23 protein-coding genes are annotated in these 21,488 nt (G+C 71.3%); 13 read left to right on the top strand and 10 right to left on the bottom strand.

Going from position 1 to position 21,488, the window contains the following annotated elements; all coding sequences use genetic code 11:
* Positions 1 to 2 precede the first annotated feature (2 nt).
* The 4 genes from F1721_RS30590 to F1721_RS30605 all read left to right on the top strand — a co-directional run bounded on the left by F1721_RS30590 (position 3) and on the right by F1721_RS30605 (position 5,738).
* Complete coding sequence (locus F1721_RS30590) at positions 3 to 854, top strand: sulfurtransferase (protein WP_150070301.1); 852 nt, start codon at positions 3 to 5, stop codon at positions 852 to 854.
* A gap of 72 nt (positions 855 to 926) precedes the next feature.
* The gene (locus F1721_RS30595; protein ID WP_150070302.1) at positions 927 to 2,102 is read left to right on the top strand and encodes an acetoin utilization protein AcuC; all 1,176 of its coding nucleotides are present in this window, start codon (positions 927 to 929) and stop codon (positions 2,100 to 2,102) included.
* The gene (locus F1721_RS30600) at positions 2,071 to 4,785 is read left to right on the top strand and encodes a bifunctional acetate--CoA ligase family protein/GNAT family N-acetyltransferase (protein ID WP_150070303.1); all 2,715 of its coding nucleotides are present in this window, start codon (positions 2,071 to 2,073) and stop codon (positions 4,783 to 4,785) included. The genes F1721_RS30595 and F1721_RS30600 overlap by 32 nt, the downstream gene beginning before the upstream one ends.
* A gap of 41 nt (positions 4,786 to 4,826) precedes the next feature.
* Entirely contained in the window at positions 4,827 to 5,738 is a 912-nt protein-coding gene (locus tag F1721_RS30605) for an alpha/beta hydrolase family protein (RefSeq protein WP_211840697.1), read from the top strand.
* Positions 5,739 to 5,792: 54 nt separating this feature from the next.
* On the opposite strand, the gene F1721_RS30610 is transcribed toward F1721_RS30605, so the two are convergent.
* Positions 5,793 to 7,040 carry a YeeE/YedE family protein gene (locus F1721_RS30610; RefSeq protein ID WP_150070304.1) on the bottom strand — a complete coding sequence of 416 codons (1,248 nt, stop codon included), beginning with the start codon at positions 7,038 to 7,040 and terminating at the stop codon, positions 5,793 to 5,795.
* A gap of 171 nt (positions 7,041 to 7,211) precedes the next feature.
* Between F1721_RS30610 and F1721_RS30615 the strand changes: the two genes are divergently transcribed.
* Positions 7,212 to 7,646: a hypothetical protein gene (locus F1721_RS30615; RefSeq protein WP_150070305.1), complete on the top strand. Its 435-nt coding sequence runs from the start codon at positions 7,212 to 7,214 to the stop codon at positions 7,644 to 7,646.
* Between the two features lie 456 nt (positions 7,647 to 8,102).
* Here F1721_RS30615 and F1721_RS30620 read toward each other — a convergent pair whose 3' ends face one another.
* The gene (locus tag F1721_RS30620) at positions 8,103 to 9,758 is read right to left on the bottom strand and encodes a fumarate hydratase (protein ID WP_150070306.1); all 1,656 of its coding nucleotides are present in this window, start codon (positions 9,756 to 9,758) and stop codon (positions 8,103 to 8,105) included.
* Positions 9,759 to 9,957: 199 nt separating this feature from the next.
* Between F1721_RS30620 and F1721_RS30625 the strand changes: the two genes are divergently transcribed.
* From F1721_RS30625 to F1721_RS30635, 3 genes are all read left to right on the top strand, one after another.
* Entirely contained in the window at positions 9,958 to 10,686 is a 729-nt protein-coding gene (locus tag F1721_RS30625) for a tyrosine-protein phosphatase (RefSeq protein ID WP_150070307.1), read from the top strand.
* 192 nt (positions 10,687 to 10,878) lie between these two features.
* The gene (locus tag F1721_RS30630; protein WP_246155402.1) at positions 10,879 to 10,989 is read left to right on the top strand and encodes a carboxylesterase family protein; all 111 of its coding nucleotides are present in this window, start codon (positions 10,879 to 10,881) and stop codon (positions 10,987 to 10,989) included.
* Between the two features lie 284 nt (positions 10,990 to 11,273).
* Complete coding sequence (locus F1721_RS30635) at positions 11,274 to 11,459, top strand: hypothetical protein (protein ID WP_150070309.1); 186 nt, start codon at positions 11,274 to 11,276, stop codon at positions 11,457 to 11,459.
* A gap of 777 nt (positions 11,460 to 12,236) precedes the next feature.
* On the opposite strand, the gene F1721_RS30640 is transcribed toward F1721_RS30635, so the two are convergent.
* From F1721_RS30640 to F1721_RS30655, 4 genes are all read right to left on the bottom strand, one after another.
* The gene (locus F1721_RS30640) at positions 12,237 to 13,208 is read right to left on the bottom strand and encodes a sigma-70 family RNA polymerase sigma factor (protein WP_150070310.1); all 972 of its coding nucleotides are present in this window, start codon (positions 13,206 to 13,208) and stop codon (positions 12,237 to 12,239) included.
* Between the two features lie 289 nt (positions 13,209 to 13,497).
* A complete protein-coding gene (gene dtd, locus F1721_RS30645) occupies positions 13,498 to 13,923 on the bottom strand; it encodes a D-aminoacyl-tRNA deacylase (protein ID WP_150070311.1) in 426 nt (141 codons plus the stop codon).
* Positions 13,920 to 15,437, bottom strand: a complete 1,518-nt coding sequence (locus tag F1721_RS30650) for a DUF7782 domain-containing protein (protein WP_150070312.1) — start codon at positions 15,435 to 15,437, stop codon at positions 13,920 to 13,922. The genes dtd and F1721_RS30650 overlap by 4 nt, the downstream gene beginning before the upstream one ends.
* A 79-nt stretch (positions 15,438 to 15,516) precedes the next feature.
* The gene (locus F1721_RS30655) at positions 15,517 to 16,056 is read right to left on the bottom strand and encodes a GNAT family N-acetyltransferase (protein WP_150070313.1); all 540 of its coding nucleotides are present in this window, start codon (positions 16,054 to 16,056) and stop codon (positions 15,517 to 15,519) included.
* A gap of 104 nt (positions 16,057 to 16,160) precedes the next feature.
* On the opposite strand from F1721_RS30655, the gene F1721_RS30660 reads away from it, so the two are divergent.
* Both F1721_RS30660 and F1721_RS30665 read left to right on the top strand, forming a co-directional pair.
* Entirely contained in the window at positions 16,161 to 16,412 is a 252-nt protein-coding gene (locus tag F1721_RS30660; RefSeq protein WP_211840698.1) for a hypothetical protein, read from the top strand.
* An 89-nt stretch (positions 16,413 to 16,501) separates the two neighbouring features.
* Positions 16,502 to 17,062 (top strand): GNAT family N-acetyltransferase, encoded by a 561-nt coding sequence (locus F1721_RS30665; protein WP_150070314.1) that lies wholly within the window; start codon positions 16,502 to 16,504, stop codon positions 17,060 to 17,062.
* 6 nt (positions 17,063 to 17,068) lie between these two features.
* On the opposite strand, the gene F1721_RS30670 is transcribed toward F1721_RS30665, so the two are convergent.
* The 3 genes from F1721_RS30670 to F1721_RS30680 are packed head-to-tail and all read right to left on the bottom strand — an operon-like array spanning position 17,069 to position 18,998.
* Positions 17,069 to 17,959 carry an aminoglycoside phosphotransferase family protein gene (locus F1721_RS30670; RefSeq protein WP_150070335.1) on the bottom strand — a complete coding sequence of 297 codons (891 nt, stop codon included), beginning with the start codon at positions 17,957 to 17,959 and terminating at the stop codon, positions 17,069 to 17,071.
* A 50-nt stretch (positions 17,960 to 18,009) separates the two neighbouring features.
* Positions 18,010 to 18,630: an SRPBCC family protein gene (locus tag F1721_RS30675; protein WP_150070315.1), complete on the bottom strand. Its 621-nt coding sequence runs from the start codon at positions 18,628 to 18,630 to the stop codon at positions 18,010 to 18,012.
* Positions 18,627 to 18,998, bottom strand: coding sequence for an ArsR/SmtB family transcription factor (locus F1721_RS30680; RefSeq protein WP_150070316.1), 372 nt, complete (start codon positions 18,996 to 18,998; stop codon positions 18,627 to 18,629). The genes F1721_RS30675 and F1721_RS30680 overlap by 4 nt, the downstream gene beginning before the upstream one ends.
* A 216-nt stretch (positions 18,999 to 19,214) precedes the next feature.
* Between F1721_RS30680 and F1721_RS30685 the strand changes: the two genes are divergently transcribed.
* A complete protein-coding gene (locus tag F1721_RS30685) occupies positions 19,215 to 19,796 on the top strand; it encodes an HhH-GPD-type base excision DNA repair protein (RefSeq protein WP_150070317.1) in 582 nt (193 codons plus the stop codon).
* 123 nt (positions 19,797 to 19,919) lie between these two features.
* Here F1721_RS30685 and F1721_RS30690 read toward each other — a convergent pair whose 3' ends face one another.
* Entirely contained in the window at positions 19,920 to 20,591 is a 672-nt protein-coding gene (locus F1721_RS30690; RefSeq protein ID WP_150070318.1) for a lysophospholipid acyltransferase family protein, read from the bottom strand.
* 136 nt (positions 20,592 to 20,727) lie between these two features.
* On the opposite strand from F1721_RS30690, the gene F1721_RS30695 reads away from it, so the two are divergent.
* The gene (locus F1721_RS30695; RefSeq protein WP_150070319.1) at positions 20,728 to 21,072 is read left to right on the top strand and encodes a DUF3099 domain-containing protein; all 345 of its coding nucleotides are present in this window, start codon (positions 20,728 to 20,730) and stop codon (positions 21,070 to 21,072) included.
* 38 nt (positions 21,073 to 21,110) lie between these two features.
* Positions 21,111 to 21,359 (top strand): DUF3039 domain-containing protein, encoded by a 249-nt coding sequence (locus tag F1721_RS30700; protein WP_150070320.1) that lies wholly within the window; start codon positions 21,111 to 21,113, stop codon positions 21,357 to 21,359.
* Positions 21,360 to 21,488 lie beyond the last annotated feature (129 nt).

Raw genomic sequence — 21,488 nt, forward strand, 5'->3', positions numbered from 1 at the left:
CTGTGGATCCTTTGATCAGTACCGATGATCTCACGACCGCGTTGCGCGGGCAGGCACCCCCGACCCTGCTCGACGTCCGCTGGTCCTTGCTCGGCCCGCCCGGGCGGGAGGCCTATGAGGCGGGCCACCTGCCGGGCGCGGTGTTCGTCGATCTGGACGCCGAACTGGCCGCCGAGCCCGGACCGGCGGGCCGTCATCCGCTGCCGGACCCGGCCGATCTCGAAGCCGTCCTGCGGCGCGCAGGTGCGCGCGCCGACCGGCCGGTGGTCGTCTACGACGCCGACAACGGCTCGGCTGCCGCCCGCGCCTGGTGGCTGCTGCGCTGGGCCGGACACCAGGAGGTGGCGGTGCTCGACGGCGGCTACGCGGCGTGGGTGGCGGAGGAGCGGCCGACCACGACCGAGCAGCCGCAGCCGGTCGAAGGCGACTTCCGGGTCCGAGCTGGCTCGATGCCGGTGCTCGACGCCGACGGCGCGGCGCGGCTGGCGCGCGAGGGGACCCTGCTGGACGCCCGCGCGCCGGAGCGTTACCGCGGGGACGTCGAGCCGATGGACCCGCGGGCCGGGCACATCCCGGGGGCGCTGAACGCGCCGTTCGCCGCGCACGTGACCGACTCCGGGCGGTGGCGGTCCGCGCAAGAGCTGGCGGAGCACTTCGCCGCGCTCGGCGTCGACGCGGGCGGGCCGATCGGGGCCTACTGCGGCTCGGGGGTGACGGCGTGCTCGGTGCTGCTCGCCCTGGAGCACGCCGGGGTGACCGACCCGGAGCACCCGGCCGCGCTGTACGCGGGCTCGTGGTCGAACTGGTCGGCTGACCCGGACCGCCCGGCCGCGACCGGGGAGGAGGTGGGCTGAGCTGCCGATCAGGTGCGGCGCAGTGTCCTGGAACACTGTGTTGGCCGACACATGGCGGGTAGCGTCCGCGTCATGGGCTCTCAGTGCGCGGTGGTGTGGGACGAGTCGGTGCTGGACTACGACCTCGGCGGGCATCACCCGCTGCATCCGATCCGGTTGGACCTGACCATGCGGTTGGCCCGCTCGCTCGGCGTCCTCGACGGCGTCGAGGTGCTCGAGCCGGGCCCGGCGACGGAGGAGGACCTGCTGCGGGTGCACACCCCGGAGTTCCTCGAAGCGGTCCGCGCCGCACCGCTGGCCGGGTGGGAGGTGGGCCACGGCCTCGGCACCGAGGACAACCCGATCTTCGACCGGATGCACGAGGCAGCGGCGTTGATCTCGGGTGCGTCGATCCGGGCCGCGGAGCAGATCGTGTCCGGCAGGGCGGACCGGGCGGTCAACCTCGCGGGCGGGCTGCACCACGCGATGGCCGACCGCGCGGCGGGGTTCTGCATCTACAACGATTGCTCGGTGGCCATCGCGTGGATGCTCGAGCAGGGGGTGGAGCGCATCGCCTACCTCGACATCGACGTGCACCACGGTGACGGGGTGCAGGCGGCGTTCTACGACGACCCGCGGGTGATGACCATCTCCCTGCACCAGCACCCGCTCACGCTGTGGCCCGGCACCGGGTTCAGCACCGAGATCGGCAGCGGCGCGGCGGACGGCACCGCGGTGAACATCCCGCTGCCGCCGGGGACCGGGGACGCCGACTGGCGTCGCGCCTTCCACGCGGTGGTGCCCTCGGTGCTGGCGGCGTTCCGGCCGCAGGTGCTGGTGACCCAGTGCGGGGCCGACGCGCACCGCGAGGACCCGCTGGCGGACCTGTCGAAGACCGTGGACGGGCAGCGCGCGACCTACCAGGACCTGCGGGAGCTGGCCGACAGCTGCGCGGGTGGCAAGTGGCTGGCCCTGGGCGGCGGTGGCTACTCGCTGTTCCGCGTGGTGCCGCGCGCCTGGACCCACCTGCTGGCGACGCTGCTGGACCGGGACCTCGACCCGGAAACGACCGTGCCGGAGGACTGGATGGCGCACGCGGTGCGGGCCGCGCAGAACGTGCCGCTGCCGACGTCGATGACCGACGGGGCCGATCCGTCCTACGAGCGGTGGACCGGGGTGACGGCGTCCTCGGTGGACACCTCGATTCGCGATACCCGGCACGCGGTGTTTCCGTTGCATGGTCTCGACCCGGTCGACAGCCGCGACTGAGGAGTCCGAAGTGGACGTGACGGTTCAGGGGCAGGAGCAGGCGGAGTACCCGCGGCAGTGGGAGGCCGACGTGGTGCTCTCCGACGGCGGCACGGTGCACATCCGGCCGATCGCGGCGGCGGACGCCGACAAGCTGATCGCCTTCCACGGGCGGCTCAGCGACCGGACCCGCTACTACCGCTACTTCGGCCCGTACCCGCGCATGCCCCAGCGCGACGTGGAGCGGTTCACGCACGTCGACTACGTCAACCGGGTCGCGCTGGTCGCGCTGCTCGGCGACGACATCGTGGCGGTGGGCCGCTACGACCGGCTGGGCGAGCAGAAGTCGGCTGAAGTCGCGTTCGTGGTGGAGGACTCGCACCAGGGGCGCGGTCTGGGGTCGATCCTGCTGGAGCACCTCGCGGCCGCGGCGCGGGAGCGCGGGCTGCAGCGCTTCGTGGCGGAGGTGCTGGCGGAGAACTCGACGATGGTGCGGGTGTTCCGCGACGCCGGGTACCAGGTGAGCCGCGCGATGGAGGAAGGCGTGGTGCACCTGGAGTTCGACATCGACCTCACCGAGGAGTCGGTCGCGGTGGCCCGCGCCCGGGAGCAGGCCGCCGAGGCGCGCAGCGTGCACAACCTGCTGCGACCGCGATCGGTGGCGGTGATCGGGGCCTCCACCGACCACCGCAAGATCGGCCACGCGGTGCTGGCGAACCTGCTCACCGCGGACTTCACCGGGCCGGTGTACCCGGTCAACCCGGAGCACCGCTCGGTGCGGGGTGTGCGCGCCTACCCCTCGGTGCTCGACATCCCGGACGAGGTGGATCTCGCCGTGGTGGCGATCCCGGCGGCCGGGGTGACCGAGGTGCTCGACGACTGCCTGGCCAAGGGCGTCAAGACGCTGGTCATCGTCAGCTCCGGGTTCAGCGAGAGCGGTCCTGCGGGACGGGAGGTCGAGCGCGAGATGGTCCGCGAGGCCCGCGTGCACGGCATGCGGGTGGTCGGCCCGAACGCGCTGGGCGTGGTCAACACCGACCCGGACTTCCGGTTGAACGCCAGCCTGGCCCCGCAGCTGCCGGGCCGCGGGCGCACCGGGTTCTTCTGCCAGTCCGGCGCGCTCGGGGTGGCGATCCTGGCCACCGCCACCGAGCGCGGGCTGGGGCTGTCGACGTTCGTCTCGGCGGGCAACCGGGCCGACGTGTCCGGAAACGACCTGCTGCAGTACTGGCAGACCGACCCGGCCACCGACGTCGTGCTGCTGTACCTGGAGTCGTTCGGCAACCCGCGCAAGTTCGGTCGGCTGGCGCGCCGGTTGGCCCGCAGCAAGCCGGTCGTGGTGGTCAAGTCGGGGCGCAACGCGGTGCGCCCGGGGCTGGCGGCGACCTCGGTGCAGATCGACGAGACCAGCGTGCAGGCGCTGTTCGAGCAGTCCGGCGTCATCCGGGTGGAGTCGGTGGCGCAGATGTTCGACACCGCGCTGCTGCTGGCGCACCAGCCGCTGCCGCAGGGCGATCGCGTTGCGATCGTGGGCAACTCCTCGGCGCTGGGGATGCTCGCGGCGGACGTCGCCCAGGCCCAGGGCTTGGAGCTGGCCGGGGAGCCGGTCGACGTGGGCGCGTCGGCGGGCCCGGAGGTGTTCGCCGCCGCAGTCCGCGACGCCGCGCTGCGCCCGGACGTCGATGCCCTGGTGACGGTGTTCGCGCCCCCGGTGGCCGTTCCGGGGACCGCGTACGCGCGCGCCATGCGGGAGGCCCTGCAGGACGCCGACGTCGCGCGCTCGAAACCGGTGGTGACCACCTTCCTGGCCGCCGAGGGCGTGCCGGACGAGCTGGCGGTTCCGGGCCCGGACGGCATCGCGGGCAAGGGCTCCGTGCCGTCGTACCCGAGCCCGGAGCGCTCGGTGTTGGCGCTGGCCCGGGTGACCCGCTACGCGCAGTGGCGGGCCGCTCCGCAGGGGCACTTCGTGCGGCCTTCGGACGTCGACGCCGAGCAGGCGCGGTCGCTGGTCGAGGACTGGCTGGCGGCCGGTATCGGCAAGCTCGACGACGAGCGCGCGTTGCGGCTCCTCGCCTGCTACGGCATCGACGTGGTGCCGTTCCGCCGGGTGGGCGGGGTGGAGGAGGCGGTGGCCGCCGCCGAGGCGTTGGGCTTCCCGGTCGCGCTGAAGTCGGTCAGCGACCAGCTCCGGCACCGCAACGACCTGGTCGGCGTCCGGCTCGACCTGGGCAGCGCCGAAGCGGTGCGGGCGGCCTACGCCGACATCCGCCGGGTGTCCGGGCTCGACGAGGTCTACGTGCAGCGGATGGCGGTGCGCGGGACCTCGTGCGTGATCGACCTGATGGACGACCCGTCGTTCGGCACGCTGGTGTCCTTCGGGCTCTCCGGGGTGGCCAGCGAACTGCTCGGCGACAAGGCCTACCGAGCGCTCCCGCTGTCCGATGAGGATGTGTCCGCGCTGGTCCGGGCGCCGCGAGCGGCACCGCTGCTGGCGGGCTATCGGGGCAGCGAACCGGCCGACCTGGCGGCGCTGGAGGACCTGGTGCTGCGGGTGGCGACGCTGGCCGAGGACCTGCCGGAGGTGCGCGACCTGGCGCTGCGACCGGTGCTCGCCTCGCCGGTGGGGGCCGTGGTCACCGGCGCCAAGGTGGCCATCGGCGAGTCCCCGGTGGCGTTGGACACCGGGCCGCGGCGGCTGCGCTGAGCCCCTGCCCGAGACGGAGCCGTTCCGTTAATCTGTGCCTCGTGGACACCGACACCGCCGCCCACAGCCCCGAACCCGACGCGCCCGCCTCGGTCGTGCTCGGACTGGTCTCGGCCGGGCAGCACCGGATCAAGGTCCGCGCAGCGCAGCAGGACGACCCGACCAGCCCGGTCGTCGTGCTGGTCCCCGCGATGGGGGTGCCCGCGCGGTACTACCGGCCGTTCGTGGCCGACCTGCACCGCCAGGGCCTGAGCGTGGTGACCTTCGACCTGCGTGGCCAGGGCGAGAGCAAGCCGATCGCCGCTCGCGGCGTGCGCTTCGGCTACCAGAGCCTGATCGATGACCTCAACGGTGTCCTCGACCTGGTCGAATCGGTGCTGCCGCAGGCGCCGCGCTTCCTGCTCGGGCACAGCCTCGGCGGCCAGATCGCCCTCCTGCACACCGCCCGCCACCAGGGCCGGGTGCAAGGCGTGGCGCTGGTGGCCTCGGGCTCGGTGTGGTTCCGGAGCTTCCCCGGCGTGTACAAGCTGCGCACGCTGGTCGGCACGCAGGTAGTGGCGGGCGCATCGACGCTGCTCGGTTACTGGCCCGGTCACCGGTTCGGCTTCGGCGGTCGGCAGGCGGCTGGTCTGATGCAGGACTGGGCGCGCCAAGCCCGCACCAGCAAGTACCGGCTCAACGGCTCGGCCACCGATTACGAAGCGGCGCTGCGCGAGGTGCGCGTGCCGCTGCTGACCGTCAGCGTCGCCGGGGACCGGTTGGCGCCGAAGTCCTCAGTGGACCACCTGGCGGCGAAGGCGCGGCAGGCGATGCGCACGTCCAAGCACTACACGAGGTCGGCGTCCGGGGCGGAGAACCTCGGCCACTTCAGCTGGGTGCGCAACGGCGGCGCGCTGTCGCGGTGGGTCAAGGACTGGATCGCAGCCGCGCACGAACCGTCCGTCCACTCCTGAGCGAGTAGCCCGCCCCGGGCGGCGGGTGGGTTTCGGCGCCCACCCGCCGACGCGTCAGCAGACCGAGTCGCCGGGCTTGGGGACGCCGAGCCCGAACAACGGGCGCAACTTCAGCCCGATCCAGGTGCCGACCAGTGCCAGCAGTCCCCAGACCCAGCCGTGCAGCGAGAACGAGGCGATCCCGGAGAAGTAGGCGCCGATGTTGCAGCCGTAGGCGAGGCGAGCGCCGTACCCCATCAGCAGGCCGCCGATCACCGCCGCCAGCACCACCTTCACCGGCATGCGCTTGGCCAGCACGAACGCGCCCGATGCGGCGGAGGCGACCAGGGCGCCGACGATGATCCCGAAGTCCAGCACCGAGGTCGAGTCGGCCAGCACCGGACCGGCCAGCGATGCGGCCCGCTCGCCCTGCCAGTAGGGCCAGCTCGCCACGTCGACGCCGACCGCCTGCAGCGCCTTCGAGCCCCACAGGACGAACGCCGAGGTGATGCCCCACGGCGAGCCGCGGGTCAGCAGCACGACCGCGTTGAGCACGGCCAGCAGGATCGCCCCGACCCACAGCGGCCACGCGCCGCGCAGCACCCGCCACAGCCCGCGCGACGTCGGCGGCCGACCGGCCGGGGGAGCGTCGTGCCGACGAGCCCACCGGATCGCGACGAAGCCGATCGCACCGAGCACGGCCAGCTGAACGACCAGCGCGCCGAAGTAGCCCAGCCCGGTGTCCTCGGCCAGCGAGAACGAGCCCAGGGTGATCGCGTCGGACGTCCACAGCGGAAAGTGCAGGGCGCCCAGCACGGAACCGCAGATGAAGAAGAACAGCGTGATAACCATCAGGGTGTTGCCGCCGCCGACGGCGAACAGGGTGCCCGAAGCGCACGCGCCGCCCAGCTGCATGCCGATGCCGAACAGCACCGCGCCGACGACCAGCCCGAGGCCGACCGGCGAGACGTTGCCCTCCGCCTCCCCGCCGAAGAAGGTCACTCCACCGGCCAGGATCGGGGCGAAGAGGATCGACGCCGCGCCGAGCATGAGCAGGTGCGCGCGGATCCCCTCGGTCTGCCCGACGGAGACGAGCTGCCGCCAGGCGGAGGTGAACCCGAAGCGGGAGTGGAACAGGGTCAGCCCGAGCGAGAGGCCGAGCGCGGCCAGCACGGCGGACTTCACGCCGACCACGACGGCCGCGGCGACCACCAGCGCCACGGCGGCGAGCGCACCGACGGTCAGCGGAACCCACTGCGGTTTGCCCTGCGGCTCTTGCGGGGGCGCAGTTCTCTGCGGGGCGGATGTGGCTGTGGTCGACATTCTCGGCACTCCAAGGCTGGAAGTGGATCGCACCGACGAAACCACGTTTCGGGGACCGATCACCAGCAGTTCCGAATTGTGGGAAAGGTGTGGATCGAACCAACGTGATTTCCACGCAACCCGACGCGCCACCCCCTCCGTCTGTAGGGCATGAGACGCCTACACACCGCAATGGGTGCGGGGGCTCTGCTCCTTGCGCTGGCCGCCTGCGCCCAACAGCCGACCAACGAAGTGGGTTTCGGCGGCCAGCCGCCGGCACCGCCCGGCCCGGTGCAGCCGAAGCCGGAGAACGAACGGACCCCCGTCGCCGAGAGCTCGCTCGACGCCACGAAGCTGCCGAAGGGATACCCGGCGAAGGTCTGGACCCAGGACGGCGGGACCGCCCTCGTGGCCACCGGCCAGGAAGGCGGCTGCAGCAAGGTGCACGCCGAGGTGGCCGAGCAGACCGCTGAGCAGGTCAAGCTCGTCCTCGTCGAGGAGACCCCGGAACCGCCGGGGATCTGCACGATGGACCTGCGCTACCCGCCGGTGGCGGTCCGCCTGGACGCGCCGCTCGACGCCCGCAAGGTCGTCCTGGAACAGCGCGACGTGAAGGTGCCGCGCTGAGCACGAAGAGAAATCCTGCCCGTGAGAACGAGTTGAGCAGATAACCAGAACACCGCGTTTCCCGCAGGAGGTGGGGCTCCTGCGGGAAACGTGGCGTTCTGGTTCTGGAATGTCCACCACTCGTTTTGCGTGGCGGAACCTCAGCGCCCGCCTGGACTCCGGGTGCCCAACTGCCAATACGGCAGTCGGACCGTCCTCGCCGGAAAGAACCCCGAAGGGGTGGGCACCCGTGAACCCGCGGCGGTTCGAGTTGCGAGGGTGGGTTGTGCGCCTGGCGGCGCATGCGACCCCCTCGGATCAGTGCCGGTCGCTCTTCGCAGTATCCGTTTATCGCCGGAAGCGGCTGGCGCCGCTTGCCTGACGCGAACTCGGCCCGCACGTTGTGCGCCCCGATCCTCGGGCCTTCCCGCTACCGGGGCGCCGCCGCGCAAGCCGAGCTCGTCAGCCTGAGAAGGACTACCGGCCGAAGGAGATCTGCAGGGTGGGCTTGGTGGCTTCGGCGAAGAAGTCCTCGCCCTTGTCGTCGACCACGATGAACGCCGGGAAGTCCTCGACCTCGATGCGCCAGACCGCTTCCATGCCGAGCTCGGGGTACTCCAGCACCTCGACCTTGCGGATGCAGTCCTGCGCCAGCCGGGCCGCGGGCCCGCCGATGGAGCCGAGGTAGAAGCCGCCGTGGGTGCGGCAGGACTCGGTCACCTTCGCCGACCGGTTGCCCTTGGCCAGCATGACCAGCGAGCCGCCCGCGGCCTGGAACTGCTCCACGTAGGCGTCCATGCGCCCGGCGGTGGTGGGGCCGAAGGAGCCGGAGGCGTATCCGTCCGGCGTCTTGGCCGGGCCCGCGTAGTACACCGGGTGGTCGCGCAGGTACTGGGGCATCGGTTCACCGGCGTCGAGCCGTTCGGCGATCTTGGCGTGCGCGATGTCGCGCGCCACCACCAGCGGACCGGTCAGCGACACCCGGGTCTTGACCGGCAGCTTGGACAGCTCGGCGCGGATCTCGTCCATCGGCCGGTTCAGGTCGATCTTGACGACGTCGTCGGACAGCTGCTCGTCGACCACGTCCGGCAGGTAGCGGGCCGGGTCGCGCTCCAGCTGCTCCAGGAACACGCCCTCCGGGGTGATCTTGGCCTTGGCCTGGCGGTCCGCGGAGCAGGACACCGCCACGCCGACCGGCAGCGACGCGCCGTGCCGCGGCAGTCGGATCACGCGCACGTCGTGGCAGAAGTACTTGCCGCCGAACTGCGCGCCGATGCCGAACTGCCGGGTCATCTCCAGCACCTGCTGCTCCATCTCGACGTCGCGCAGCGCGTGCCCGGACGGGGAGCCCTCGCGCGGCAGTTCGTCGAGGTAGCGGGCGGAGGCCAGCTTGGCGACCTTGAGGTTGAACTCGGCCGACATGCCGCCGACCACGATCGCCAGGTGGTAGGGCGGGCAGGCCGCGGTGCCCAGCGAGCGCAGCTTCTCCTCCAGGAACCGGCCGAGCCGCGTCGGGTTCAGCAGCGCCTTGGTCTCCTGGTACAGGAAGGTCTTGTTCGCGCTGCCGCCGCCCTTGGCCATGAACAGGAAGTCGTACTGCGGGTCGGTGCCGCCCTTGGCGTAGAGCTCGATCTGCGCGGGCAGGTTGCTGCCGGTGTTGCGCTCGTCCCAGAAGTTCAGCGGCGCCATCTGGGAGTAGCGCAGGTTCAGGTCCTGGTAGGCGTCGAAGATGCCGCGGGCCAGCGCTTCCTCGTCCTGACCGCCGGTCAGCACCGACTCGGTGCGCTTGCCGATCACGATCGCGGTGCCGGTGTCCTGGCACATCGGCAGCACGCCGCCCGCCGAGACGCACGCGTTGCGCAGCAGGTCGGTGGCCACGAACCGGTCGTTCGGGCTGGCCTCCGGGTCGTCGATGATCGCACGCAGCTGGGCCAGGTGCGACGGGCGGAGCAGGTGCTGGATGTCCTTGATCGCCTCGGTGGCCAGGGCGGTGAGCGTGCTCGGCTCGACTTCGAGGAAGCGCCGCCCCGCCGCCTCGACCACGCGAACGCCCTCGGTGGTGACCAGGCGGTATTCGGTGTCGTCGGGGCCGAGCGGCAGTACTTCGGTGAAATCGAACTTCGTGGTGGTCACGTCGCGGCTCCTTTGCGCGCGTTCGGGTTACGCGATGCCCCATGTAACCGCGTGGTGGATCAGCGCGTCCACGGGGGTGGCCCAGGTGTGACGGATCGCCAATCCGGCCGGTGCGGGCGGGCGGCACCCGACCTGCGACGCTGGCAACCGGACTCGTCGCCGCACTTCGGGAGCGGTGCCTGTAGCTACGGAGGTCATCTTGTCGACGACAGATCCACTCGACCGGCTGGTCAACCTTCGGGACCTGGGCGGCCAGCCCGTCAGCGACGGCGTGCTGACCCGGGCGGGCGTGGTGCTGCGCAGTGACGCTCCGCACGCCGGGGACCGCGCGCCGGAGGACGTGCCGAGCTGGCCGCCGGAGGTGGTGGTGGACCTGCGCGATTCGTGGGAGACGGAGCGCGAGGAGCACCCGCTGGCGGAGGTCGCCGAGGTGCGCAACGTCCCGCTGCTGGAGGACCTGCAGGACGTCGAGGTCGAGATCGACGATGCGGCGCACGACCTGACCAAGCTCTACCAGACGATCCTGCAGGGAGCCCCGAAGAAGCTGGTCGAGGTGTTCCGCATCGTGCTGGAGGCGGATGGCCCGGTGCTGATCCACTGCGCGGCGGGCAAGGACCGCACGGGGGTTTCGGCGGCGCTGCTGCTGAGCGCGGTGGGGGTGCGCGACGACGCGATCGTGGCCGACTACGCGCGCACGGACCAGAACATGTTCCGGGTGCTCCAGCGGCTCGACGCCGCCCCGGTCCTGCCGCCGGGGGTGGACGAGGAGATGGTCCGCGAGCTGATGTCGACGCCGACGGAGGCGATCGAGAGCGTCCTCGATACCTTCCGGCGGTTCGAGGACCGGGCGGCGGGCTGGCTCCGGAGCCACGGCGTGACGGAGGACGAGCTGACCCGCTGGCGCCAGAAGTTCACCGCGAAGGCCTGATCGGAGCACAGCGGCCTGCTCACCCCGGTGGACGAGGTGAGCAGGCCGCTCGTTCGTGGCTCAGTTGTTTTTCTCGCGGCGTAAGGCCCAGCCGCACCTCGGCGGGCATCCACGCGTTCAAGGTCATCCCGTACGCGAAGCCCCCGTTCCGCGACAACCGCTTCCGCCCGCCGAAGCCAGTGGATCCCTGCAGTGCGCGAGAACATCGCGGCCTTCGGCGGAGACCCGCACGACATCACGATCTCCGGGCAGTCCTCCGGCGCGATACACGTCGGCATGCTGCTCACCGCCCCTAGCGCCTGAGGACCCGTTTGCCGCGCGGATCATGCAGAGCGGTGCCGGGAACGCCGTGGTCGACCCGGACACGGCGCACCACGTGGGGCGCCTCCTGGCGGACATCCCGCCGACCCGCGAAGCGATCGCGGCCGTCCTGATCCCCAGGGCTCTTCGGCCCGTTCGACCTGGATCGCCGAAGTGATGCTGACCGAAGCCGCCGGGCTGTGCGAACTACCAGCGGAGAAGGCCCTCGCCGTCTACCGCGTCTCCAACCCGACCGCGAGCGCAGGCGACATCCTGGCCCTCCTGCAATGAGACTGGTGGTACCGAGCACCCGCGTACCGCCTGGCCGAATCCCGAGCAAGGACGAACTCGCCCACCTGCGTCTACGGTTCACCTGGCGCTCCCCGCAGTACAACGGCCTCCTAGGCGCCTGCCACTACGTCGAGGTCCCGTTCGTCTTCGACCTCCTCGACTCCCGAGGTTCCACCAGCTGACAGGCCCAACCCCACCCCAGCCGCTGGCCAAAGCGATGCACGACGCCTGGACGTCCTTCACAACAACCGGAAACCCGGGTTGGCCCACGTACGACCTGACGACCAGGCCAGTCCAACGCTCCGAAGAACATCCCCGCCTGGCCCACAAACGGACCCAGAAGAAAAGATCTGGCGAGGAATCTTCTGACTCGCCAACCGCGCAGTCCCCAGCAAGATCAACAAAGTGCGACTTGCTCCCGGCCACCCACCCGACGGCCCAGCGGGCAGAGCGAAGCGAACGGCCCGTCCACCCCGCAGAGCGAGATGGACGGGCCACCCACCAGGTAAGGGTCGGGAGGTCGGACCCGTCCGAACGACGACCCCGGCCTCCCGGAGAAAGCGGTGAAACCACCGCAAAGCCAAACCCCCGAGAACAAGAAGGCTGACCCCACCACCCCAAAAAATCAACGAGCCAACCGGGTAAAACCCAAAAACCCCAAAGCCCCAGAACGCACAACCCAGACGAACCCCAACGACCCAAAAACCCCAAGGAGCCCAATGGCCCCAACGATCCCCAAGGCTCCAAGGTCCCCGACCTACCCCACGAACCAAACCACCGACCAAAACATCGGAGGCTGGTCCGCGAGCAGGCCGGGAACGCTGGGAGGGCGAGGAGCCGTCCTGAACGTCACCACCGCACCGTGGGGGTCTGCGGGGGCTCGGCCCCCGCAAAATCATCGAGGAGCGGGAATGGCCTGCGCTTTCCGCAGGCACACGTCGCCTACCCGCTCCGCCCCCTCAACTCGCGTAGGCGCGCAGGCGGTCGGCGCGGTCGCCCTGCCGGAGCTTGGACATGACCTCGCGCTCGATCTGCCGGACCCGCTCGCGGGACAGGCCGAACGCCTTGCCGATCTGGTCCAGGGTGCGCGGCTGGCCGTCGTCGAGGCCGTAGCGCATCCGGATGACCGCCTGCTCCCGCTCCTCCAGGGTGGCCAGCACCCGGCGCAGGTCGTCCTGCAGGAAGCCGGAGATCACCGCGTTCTCCGCGTCGGCGGATTCGGCGTCCTCGATGAAGTCGCCGAGCGGTGCGTCCTCCTCGGCGCCGACCGGCATGTCCAGGCTCACCGGGTCGCGGGAGTGGTCCATCAGGTCGAGGATCTTCTCCACCGGGATGCCGGCCTCCTCGGACAGCTCCTCGTCGGTGGCCTCCCGGCCGAGCTTCTGGTGCAGGTCGCGCTTGATGCGGGCCAGCTTGTTCACCTGCTCGACCAGGTGGACGGGCAGCCGGATGGTGCGGCTCTGGTCGGCCATGCCGCGGGTGATGGCCTGCCGGATCCACCAGGTGGCGTACGTGGAGAACTTGAAGCCCTTGGTGTAGTCGAACTTCTCCACCGCGCGGATCAGGCCCAGGTTGCCCTCCTGGATCAGGTCCAGCAGCGGCATGCCGCGGCCGGTGTAGCGCTTGGCCAGGCTGACCACCAGGCGGAGGTTGGCCTCCATCAGGTGGTTCTTGGCTCGGCGACCGTCCCGGACCACGGCGTTCAGGTCGGAGCGCCGCTCGGGGGAGAGGTTGTTGCTGGTCTCCAGCAGGTGCTTGGCGAACACCCCGGCCTCGATGCGCTTGGCGAGGTCGACCTCTTCCTGTGCGGTGAGCAGCGCGGTGCGCCCGATGCCGTTGAGGTAGACGCGCACCAGGTCTGCCGATGGGCCCTGGGTGTCCAGGTCCTCGGTGACTGCGACGTCTGGCTTGGTGGTCTGCGGGACGGTCATGAGCTCCCTCCCTGACGGGCTGGCTTGGCGGGCGCAATTCACACCTGCGCGCCGTTGCGCGGTGCGTTGGACGCGTACGCTCGTTGGTACGGGCTTGCGCGTCGACGTCTCCTCCGGGCGTTGTCGATCGGTGCCCCCGGCACCTCTCGGCATGGCCGTCGAAGCTTCGTTACCTGGAAAACGACCGGCGTGCCGAATTCGTTCCCGAAGTTCTCGATTGGGAGACGTCATGGCGGTCACATCCGTTGCGCCACCAAGGCTGAGGATTTCCTGAGAACCCTCGTTACATTTACACCTCAACCAAAAGGGTGAATGGCCCGTCGTTGACGCTCTCCACCGACATCATCGCCCCGAACACCCCGGTGGACACCCGCGCGCCCCGCTCGCGCAGCTCCGCCACGACCGCCTCGACCAGCGGTTCGGCGTGCTCCGGGCGGGCCGCCTCGGTCCAGGACGGGCGCCGTCCCTTGCGGGTCGACCCGTAGAGCGTGAACTGGCTGACGACGAGCAGCGGTGCCCCGGACGTGGCGCAGGACTCCTCGTCGCGCAGCGCGCGAATCTCGTGGAGTTTGCGAGCCATTTTGACGGCTTCTTCACGCCCGTCGGAATGCGTCACACCCAATAGCACTAACAGCCCGGGCTCTTCGATCTTGCCGACGACGACGCCGTCGACCGTTACCGAGGCGCGAGTGACCCGAGTGGCGATTGCTCTCATTGCGCCCCTCCCGCCCATTCCGCCGGCACGAGCATTCCGTGCCGGACGAGCTCGCGGACCACGGGGACGGCGGCGCGGGTCAGCTCCTCGGCGTCCTCGCCGAACCCCATCGCGAGCAGCTCGAGGAGCTCGCCGAGCGGCAGCGCGCCGCGGCACCCGGCCAGCAGCCGCACGCCGAGCTCGTCGACCTCGTGCTGCCAGCCCGGGCCGTCCGTGCGGTGCAGGCGGTGCACCAGCGGGCTCCAGCCCTCGTCACCGGGCTCGGACACCTGCTCGAGCACCGTGCTGTCCGCGGTGACCAGGCGGGCCGCCAGCAGGCCCTCGGCCGAGGCGTTCGCGCGCAGCCAGTCGACGCGCCGCAACCACTGGTCGGACTCCGGGCCCAGCGGGTCGTCGAAGGCGTGCCGCAGGTCCTCGCACACGACCTCGCCGCGCGCGGCGTCGGTGCGGCGCAGGGTGACGAACCCGAAGCCGATGCCGACCACGCCGTTGTCCTCGAACCAGTCCAGCCACTCACCGGCCTTCTGCACGCCCTGCGGGGAGCGCAGGTCGTAGCCCGCGTCGCGCAGCCAGGTCCCGACGTACAGCGCCGGGTCGGCGACGTCGCGCTGGACGAACCAGGCGTCGACCCCAGCGCCCGGGGGCAGCCACCGGGACACCCGGTCCTCCCAGTCCTCGCCCTCGCGGTGCACCCAGGAGGCCAGCAGCTGCCCGGTGCCGCCCTCGTTGAGGAACGCGGGCAGCTGGCGCACCACCAGCGCGCTCGCGTCGTCCCCGGCCAGGCCCGAGTCGCGGTAGGTGAAGTCGGTGCGCGGCGGCCCCACCACGAACGGCGGGTTGCACACCACCATGTCGAAGCGGCGGCCGCGCACCGGGTCGAACCACTCGCCCTCCGTTAGCTCCACGTCGATCTCGTTGAGCCGGAACGTCGCCTCGGCCAGCGCCAGCGCCCGCTTGGAGACGTCGGTCGCGGTGATGCGCTGCGCGTGCGTGCTCGCGTGCAGCGCCTGCACGCCGCAGCCGGTGCCCAGGTCCAGCACCGAGCCGACCGGCCGCCGCGAGGTGGCCCGCACCAGGCTCAGCGAGGCGTGCCCGACGCCGAGCACGTGGTCGGGCTCGACCGGGCGGCCGCCGCGCAGGTCGGAGTCGAGGTCCGACACGACCCACCACGAGTCGTCGCCGACGCCGTGCGGGCGGACGTCCAGCCCGGCGCGCAGCCGGTCGCCGTCGGCGACGACGATCCCGGCGGCCTGCGCGTCGGTCAGCGGCAGCGGCGCGAGCGCGGCCTCGACGGCGGCCTGCGGCTCGGCCTGCCCGAGCAGGAACAGGCGGACGAGCGTGCCGAGCGGCCCGGCGTCGGTGGTGGCGCGCAGCGCGGGCACCGGCTCGCCGCGCCCGAGCGCGACGTGCGCCTCCGGGCCGAGCAGCTCCACGACGCCGTCGGCGTCGTACCCGGCGGCGCGGAACGCGTCGCGAAGTCGGTCGATGCGGTCATGGGACAGATCTGGAATCACGCCCCCGATCCTCACACGCCCGCCGGAACCGGCATCCGCCCGCAGGTGGTGGACCGGTCCCGCCGAGCGCGGCTGCGGGCTAGTGCTGGCCCGCGGGCATCTCGTAGACGATCTCCACGCCCTCGCCGCCGTCCCACCGGCGTCCCACCTCGGTGAAGCCGTACTTGGACGCCAGCCCGTAGGACGCGGTGTTGTCCGGGCTGATGGCGACCCGCACCGTGCGCACCTCCGGTTCCCGGGCAGCGCGCTGGAGCAGGGCTTCCAGCGCAGCGCGCGCGTAGCCGCGACGGCGGTGCGCAGCGCTGACGGCGTATCCGATCTCCACCGTCCCGGACTCGTCCGGTGGTCCGTGGTACCCGGCGCGGCCGACGGCCAGCCCCAGCCGCTCGTCCCAGATGACGCCGGTGACCCACTCGGCACAGGCGGGGTCCTTCTCGACCTGCCACTTGCGCATGACCCACACCCCGCGCCAGTCCGGGGCCGCGAAGTAGTGCGGGAGGGGGACCGGGCTGGCGGCGTTCGCCGCGTCCAGGTCACCGTCGGCGAGTGCCCGGAAGACGGGGCCGGTCAGGTGCACGATGCGCACGTCCGGCGTGCTCGCGGGTTCGGCCCGGTCCATCGGGGTTCCCTCTCGCTCGGTGTCGTTCGCCCGAAAAGCGCTCGCCGCCGCTCGGGTGCGGGTTCCTTCGCGCGGTCTGCTGGATCGGGTCGCGGAAGGCTCGGATGTTCTCGATTTCGCCGGGGGACGACGGAGCGGTGCTCCGCCCGTTGGAGCCATGGCGCGCAGCGGAGTTCCTGGCCCACGTGGATCGGGGGAGGGAGTTTATCGGGCTGGCCGACGCGGTCCCGACCGGGCCGCAGCCGACACCGGGCGGCTCTGCGGGATCTGGGGACGACGAGCTGGTCGGCGGCGTGGACGTCGCGCGCGGCAACGCCGAGGCGGGCTGCTGGCTGGAGCCGTCGGCGCGGACCTGAGCGGGTGCGTCGAAAACAAGTTCGCCTCCGCGGTTCCGGTGTGGGAGTCTGCGCTTCGGCCGTGCCGGATTCGATCGTGGAAGGTTGCGATGTTCTCGGTTTCCCTGGGGGACGACAACGCGGAGCTGCGCCCGCTCGAACCGTGGCGGGCGGAGGAGTTCCTGGCGCACATGGATCGCGGGCGGGAGTTCGTCGGGCAGCACATCGGGCTGGCCGACGCGGTCACCGACCTGGACTCGAGCCGCTCGTTCCTCCGCCAGTACGCGGAGAAGGCAGCCTCCGACACCGGGCGGATCTTCGGGATCTGGGTGGACGACCAGCTGGTCGGCGGCGTCCTCTTCCGGACCATGGACGTCCCGAGCGGCAACGCCGAGGTGGGCTGCTGGCTGGAGCCGTCGGCGGTGGGCAAGGGCCTGGTCACCAGGGCCGCGCGGGTGATCATCGACTGGGCCGTCGAGGAGCGCGGCATCCACCGGGTGGAGTGGCGCGTCTCGGCGGCGAACCAGCCCAGCATCGCGGTGGCCAAGCGGCTGGGGATGGTCAAGGACGGCGTGCTGCGGGAGAGCAACCCGCACCGGGGCCAGCGGCAGGACGTGGAGATCTGGTCCGTGCTCGCGCCGGAGTGGCGGGCGGCCGGGCGGGCGAGCTGACGGGGCTCACGCTTCGGCGAGGATGCGCTCCAGCGTCCGCCGCCCCAGTCGGCTCATGCCCGGGTTGCTCTCGACGTAGTACCAGACGAGCCCCATGGCCTGCTCGAAAGCCCACGCCTTGCCGCGCTCCCACTCCAGGGAGTCGCACCCGAGGGCATCGCGGAGCACCTGCCGCGGTTCGGCGTCGAGCAGGGGCCAGGCCACGATCAGGTCCAGCGCGGGGTCGGCCGGGCCGAGACCGCCGACGTCGATGACCCCGGCCAGCCGCCCGCCGGAGACGAGCAGGTTGTCCGGGATGAGGTCGCCGTGCGTCATCACGTCACCGGTCGAGCCGCGGGGGAGATCCCGCATGTCCTGCCACACCCGCCGGAGCCGCGGGACGTCCAGGAGCTGCTCGCTGTTGTCGAAGCAGGTCTCCATCCAGTCGTCGTGCGACCGCAGGTCACCCCCGCGACCCGACCCGGAGAACGTCCGCCCGCGCGTGTCGATGGCGCGGACACCGCGGATGAACTCGGCCAGATCGCGCGCGAACGCGACGGATCCGCCCAGGTCCGCGTCGGTGGCCACGGTCCCGGGCACCCAGGTCTGAACCGACCACGGCATCGGATAGCCCGCCCCGGGCGCACCCAGCGCGACCGGCTCAGGAGTCCGGAAGCGCGTCCGCCCCAGCAGCTCGCGGGCCGTTCCCACCTCGGCCTCGAGCCGCCGTCGCACCGCTTCAGCATCACCCGGCTCCAGCGGGAACCGAGCCGCGAGCTGCTCACCGATCCGGAAGATGGCGTTGACCGTGCCCCGCGAATCCACCCGCCGGACGGGCAACCCCCGCCACTCGGGGAACTGCTCGTCCACCAGCGCGCGCACCATCTCCGCCGACACGGCCAACTGCCCGACGTGCATGTCCACGCCGGGCACCCTCACACGACCCGATCACGGCCCGCAAAGGGTTTTCAGCTGTCCCCGGTGTAGGCGGCGATCGTGCGGTCCGCGGCGGCCCGGGCGGCGTCCGGATCGGCCCCACCGGCGATGTCGGCCTCGCACCACCGCTGACCGCTGAGCTTCATGAACTCGACGCCCGGCTCCGTCGCGGCCCACTCCGCCTCCTCCGGCACCGCCTGCCCGGCGAGGTGGATCGCCAGGCCCAGGAGGCTGAGGTCCCAGCCGATGCCGACCGCGCCCGGGCCGTAGCGGTCCCAGTGGTCGTCGACGTGGGCCGTGTGCTGCAGCTCGAACCGCGTGCCCCCGGCGGGATCCGCCGCCAGCCGGACCTCGATCCAGCTGACGTTCCCGCCGTACTCCCAGGTGGCGGCGAAGCTCTTCGGCGGATCGCACCGCTCGATCACCCCGCCCGCGTTGCCCTCGAGCTGGTAGCGACCGCCGAGGCGCAGCTCGCCGGAGATCGGCAGCAGCCACCGTCGGATGCGCTCCGGATCGGTGCACGCGTCCCACACGTCGTCGATCTCGGCGGCGTAGGTCCGGCTGATCGTGAGCACCTTCGCCGCGCCGGAGTCGAGATCGCGCGTGCCGAGCTGGCGGTGTGCGGCGTCGATCTGGTCGGTGGGCTCGTTCATGCGCTCTCCTCCTCGGTACCGGTGTTCTGCCGGGTGTCGGCGGTGCGGCGCATTCGCTTCCCCCGGGCCAGCTCGGTGGCCAGGGCGTCCAAGCGCTGGGTCCAGAAGTGCCGGAACTGCTCCAGCCACTGGTCGACGTCGCGCAGCGGACCGGTGTCCACGGCGTAGAAGCGCCGGGTGCCCTCGGCGCGGACCGATGCGAAGCCGTTCTCGCGCAGCACCCGCAGGTGTTGCGACACCGCGGGCTGGGAGAGGCCGAACTCCTGCTGGATCGCGGAGGTGACCGCGCCGGAGGTCTGCTCGCCGCTCGCGAGGAGCTCCAAGATCCGGCGTCGGACCGGATCGCCGAGTACGTCGAATGCGTGCACGCCGTAATACTAAGATACGGCTTATATAAGTCGCAACTTAGTATTACGGCCGTTCAGGCGCCCCGGGTGGCGACTGGTTCGCCGAGGACAGACTCGTCGACCTCAAGGCTGATCATGTCGTCTACCAGTGCGGTCTGCATCGGAAGTGTCGGCGGAGTGTCGGCGGGCAACGCCCTTCAGGGCGATGTGGGCGGCCGCGCGTGCCAGGATGGGGGCATGCCGAAGAAGCTCAACCTCACCGGGGACGCCGACGCTGACGAGCTGCTCAGCGAGGACCCGTTCGCGCTGCTCACGGGGATGCTGCTCGATCAGCAGGTGGCCATGGAGGTCGCGTTCGCCGGGCCGAAGAAGATCGCCGAGCGGATGGGCGGGTTCAGCGTCTCCAAGATCGCCGAGTCCGATCTGGACGAGTTCGTCGAGCTGTGCGTGCGGAAACCGGCCATCCACCGGTACGGCGGGTCGATGGGGCGGCGGGTGCACGCGCTGGCCCAGTACGTCGTCGAGCACTACGACGGCCGGACCGAGGCGATCTGGACCGAGGGCGACCCGGACGGCAAGGAAGTGCTGAAGCGGCTCAAGGCGCTGCCCGGTTACGGCGACCAGAAGGCGCGGATCTTCCTCGCGCTGCTGGGCAAGCAGCGGGGCGTCGAGCCCGCCGGGTGGCGCGAAGCGGCCGGGGCCTACGGCGAGGAGGGCTCGCGCCGTTCGATCGCCGACGTCGTCGACGAGCAGACCCTGCAGGAAGTCCGCTCCTGGAAGAAGGAGCAGAAGGCCGCCGCCAAGGCTGCCAAGGGCTGAGCGAGCGGACGTCCGGTGGTCCTGGCGGCCCGCCCGTCGATCGACTTCCGCTGAACTGCTGCTGGGTGAGGCTCGTGAGCACTTTGTGGCGCTCTAGCACCATCAAGTGCTCACGGGCGTGTCTCAGGCCGCGGCCGCGCCGGGGCGCTGGTAGCGGTCGACGTACTCCTGGTCGGAGAGCTCGGCGATGGCGTACATGATCTCGTCGGTGATCGACCGCAGCACCGGCAGCGAGCTGTCCAGACCCGCGTAGCGGCTGAAGTCCAGCGGGTCGCCGAAGCGCACCGAGACCGGGTGCAGCCGCGGGATCTTCTTGCCGCGCGGCTGGAGCTTGTCGGTGCCGGTCAGCGCCACCGGCACGACCGGTGCCCCGGTGCTCAGCGCGAGCCGCGCGACGCCGGTGCGGCCCCGGTACAGGCGGCCGTCGGGGGAGCGGGTGCCCTCCGGGTGGATGCCGAACGCGCCACCGGCGCGCAGCACCTTCTCGGCGGCTTCCAGCGACTCCTTCGCGGCGCGGCCCTTGCCCCGGTCCACCGGGATCGCACCCCACGTGCTGAACAGCCACTTCAGCAGCGCGCCCTTGGCGCCGGTGCCGTTGAAGTACTCGGCCTTGGCCAGGAACGAGACCGGGCGGGGCAGCACCAGCGGGACGATGAAGCTGTCGAGCACGGCGAGGTGGTTCGGCGCCAGGATCACCGGACCGGTGGTCGGCACCTTGTCCGCGTCGATCACCGTCGGCCGGTAGATCGTCCGCGCCACCGCACCGACGACCCGCTTGCTCACCGCGTACAGCATTCGACCTCCACGAATTGATCCCGTCCGAATCTAACCGGTCGAGGTTTCGCGCGTGCGTCCCGCCGGTCAACCCTGGGGTCGGACACCGAACTCCGCGCGTCCCCCGGGGTGTTGGCGGCGGCGCTCGGGTGGGAGCATGAAACGTGGAGGTAGCGTCGTGAACAACTCGCATCGTGACGACTCCCCGGTGCTGATCACCGAGGCCCAGCCGTCCTTAGACGATCAGCAGGCGATGCGTCGCCGCAGGTACGCGATCATGATGGCCAGCCGGGTTCCGTGCCTCGTGCTGGCGGCCGTGGTGTTCCAGCTGTGGCAGCTGTGGTGGTTGTCGCTGATCATCCTGGCGATCTCGATCCCGCTGCCGTGGATGGCGGTGCTCATCGCCAACGACCGCCCGGCGAGGAAGAGCGAGAAGGTGAACCGGTTCCGCCGCTCGCACCACGCCCTGGAATCCCGCCAGCACCAGGTCATCGAGGGCTGACGGAACCACCCGCGCCCGGCGTGCGGCATCATTGGGACATGAGCACGATGACGCTGCCGGAGACCGATACCCGGACCGAGACCACTGATCAGACCAGTGACGACCGGCCGGAGATGTTCCACTACGTGCAGAAGGACAAGATCGCCGAGAGCGCGGTCATGGGCACGCACGTGGTGGCGCTGTGCGGTGAGGTGTTCCCCGTCACCAAGTCGCCGAAGCCGGGCTCGCCGGTCTGCCCGGAGTGCAAGGAGATCTTCGAGTCGCTGCCGCCCGGCGGCAAGGACTGACTCGCGGTTCGGTCTGCTTGCGCGGCGGTTCCGGCAGCGGCACGCCGTTGCGCGGTAGCTCCTCCGCGCCGCCCCGCTCCTCCGGCACCTCGTGCTCAGCCGGTGTCCCGGTGTCCTCGACCGGTTCCG

Source organism: Saccharopolyspora hirsuta (genome assembly GCF_008630535.1).
GTDB classification, from domain to species: Bacteria; Actinomycetota; Actinomycetes; order Mycobacteriales; family Pseudonocardiaceae; genus Saccharopolyspora; species Saccharopolyspora hirsuta.

Coding starts and splice junctions, on each gene's coding strand:
- F1721_RS30595 (WP_150070302.1), top strand. CDS start 927: ATGGGCTCTCAGTGCGCGGTGGTGTGGGACGAGTCGGTGCTGGACTAC.
- F1721_RS30600 (WP_150070303.1), top strand. CDS start 2,071: ATGGTCTCGACCCGGTCGACAGCCGCGACTGAGGAGTCCGAAGTGGAC.
- F1721_RS30610 (WP_150070304.1), bottom strand. CDS start 7,040: ATGTCGACCACAGCCACATCCGCCCCGCAGAGAACTGCGCCCCCGCAA.
- F1721_RS30615 (WP_150070305.1), top strand. CDS start 7,212: ATGGGTGCGGGGGCTCTGCTCCTTGCGCTGGCCGCCTGCGCCCAACAG.
- F1721_RS30635 (WP_150070309.1), top strand. CDS start 11,274: ATGAGACTGGTGGTACCGAGCACCCGCGTACCGCCTGGCCGAATCCCG.
- F1721_RS30640 (WP_150070310.1), bottom strand. CDS start 13,208: ATGACCGTCCCGCAGACCACCAAGCCAGACGTCGCAGTCACCGAGGAC.
- dtd (WP_150070311.1), bottom strand. CDS start 13,923: ATGAGAGCAATCGCCACTCGGGTCACTCGCGCCTCGGTAACGGTCGAC.
- F1721_RS30655 (WP_150070313.1), bottom strand. CDS start 16,056: ATGGACCGGGCCGAACCCGCGAGCACGCCGGACGTGCGCATCGTGCAC.
- F1721_RS30660 (WP_211840698.1), top strand. CDS start 16,161: ATGTTCTCGATTTCGCCGGGGGACGACGGAGCGGTGCTCCGCCCGTTG.
- F1721_RS30665 (WP_150070314.1), top strand. CDS start 16,502: ATGTTCTCGGTTTCCCTGGGGGACGACAACGCGGAGCTGCGCCCGCTC.
- F1721_RS30670 (WP_150070335.1), bottom strand. CDS start 17,959: ATGCACGTCGGGCAGTTGGCCGTGTCGGCGGAGATGGTGCGCGCGCTG.
- F1721_RS30675 (WP_150070315.1), bottom strand. CDS start 18,630: ATGAACGAGCCCACCGACCAGATCGACGCCGCACACCGCCAGCTCGGC.
- F1721_RS30685 (WP_150070317.1), top strand. CDS start 19,215: ATGCCGAAGAAGCTCAACCTCACCGGGGACGCCGACGCTGACGAGCTG.
- F1721_RS30690 (WP_150070318.1), bottom strand. CDS start 20,591: ATGCTGTACGCGGTGAGCAAGCGGGTCGTCGGTGCGGTGGCGCGGACG.
- F1721_RS30695 (WP_150070319.1), top strand. CDS start 20,728: ATGAAACGTGGAGGTAGCGTCGTGAACAACTCGCATCGTGACGACTCC.
- F1721_RS30700 (WP_150070320.1), top strand. CDS start 21,111: ATGAGCACGATGACGCTGCCGGAGACCGATACCCGGACCGAGACCACT.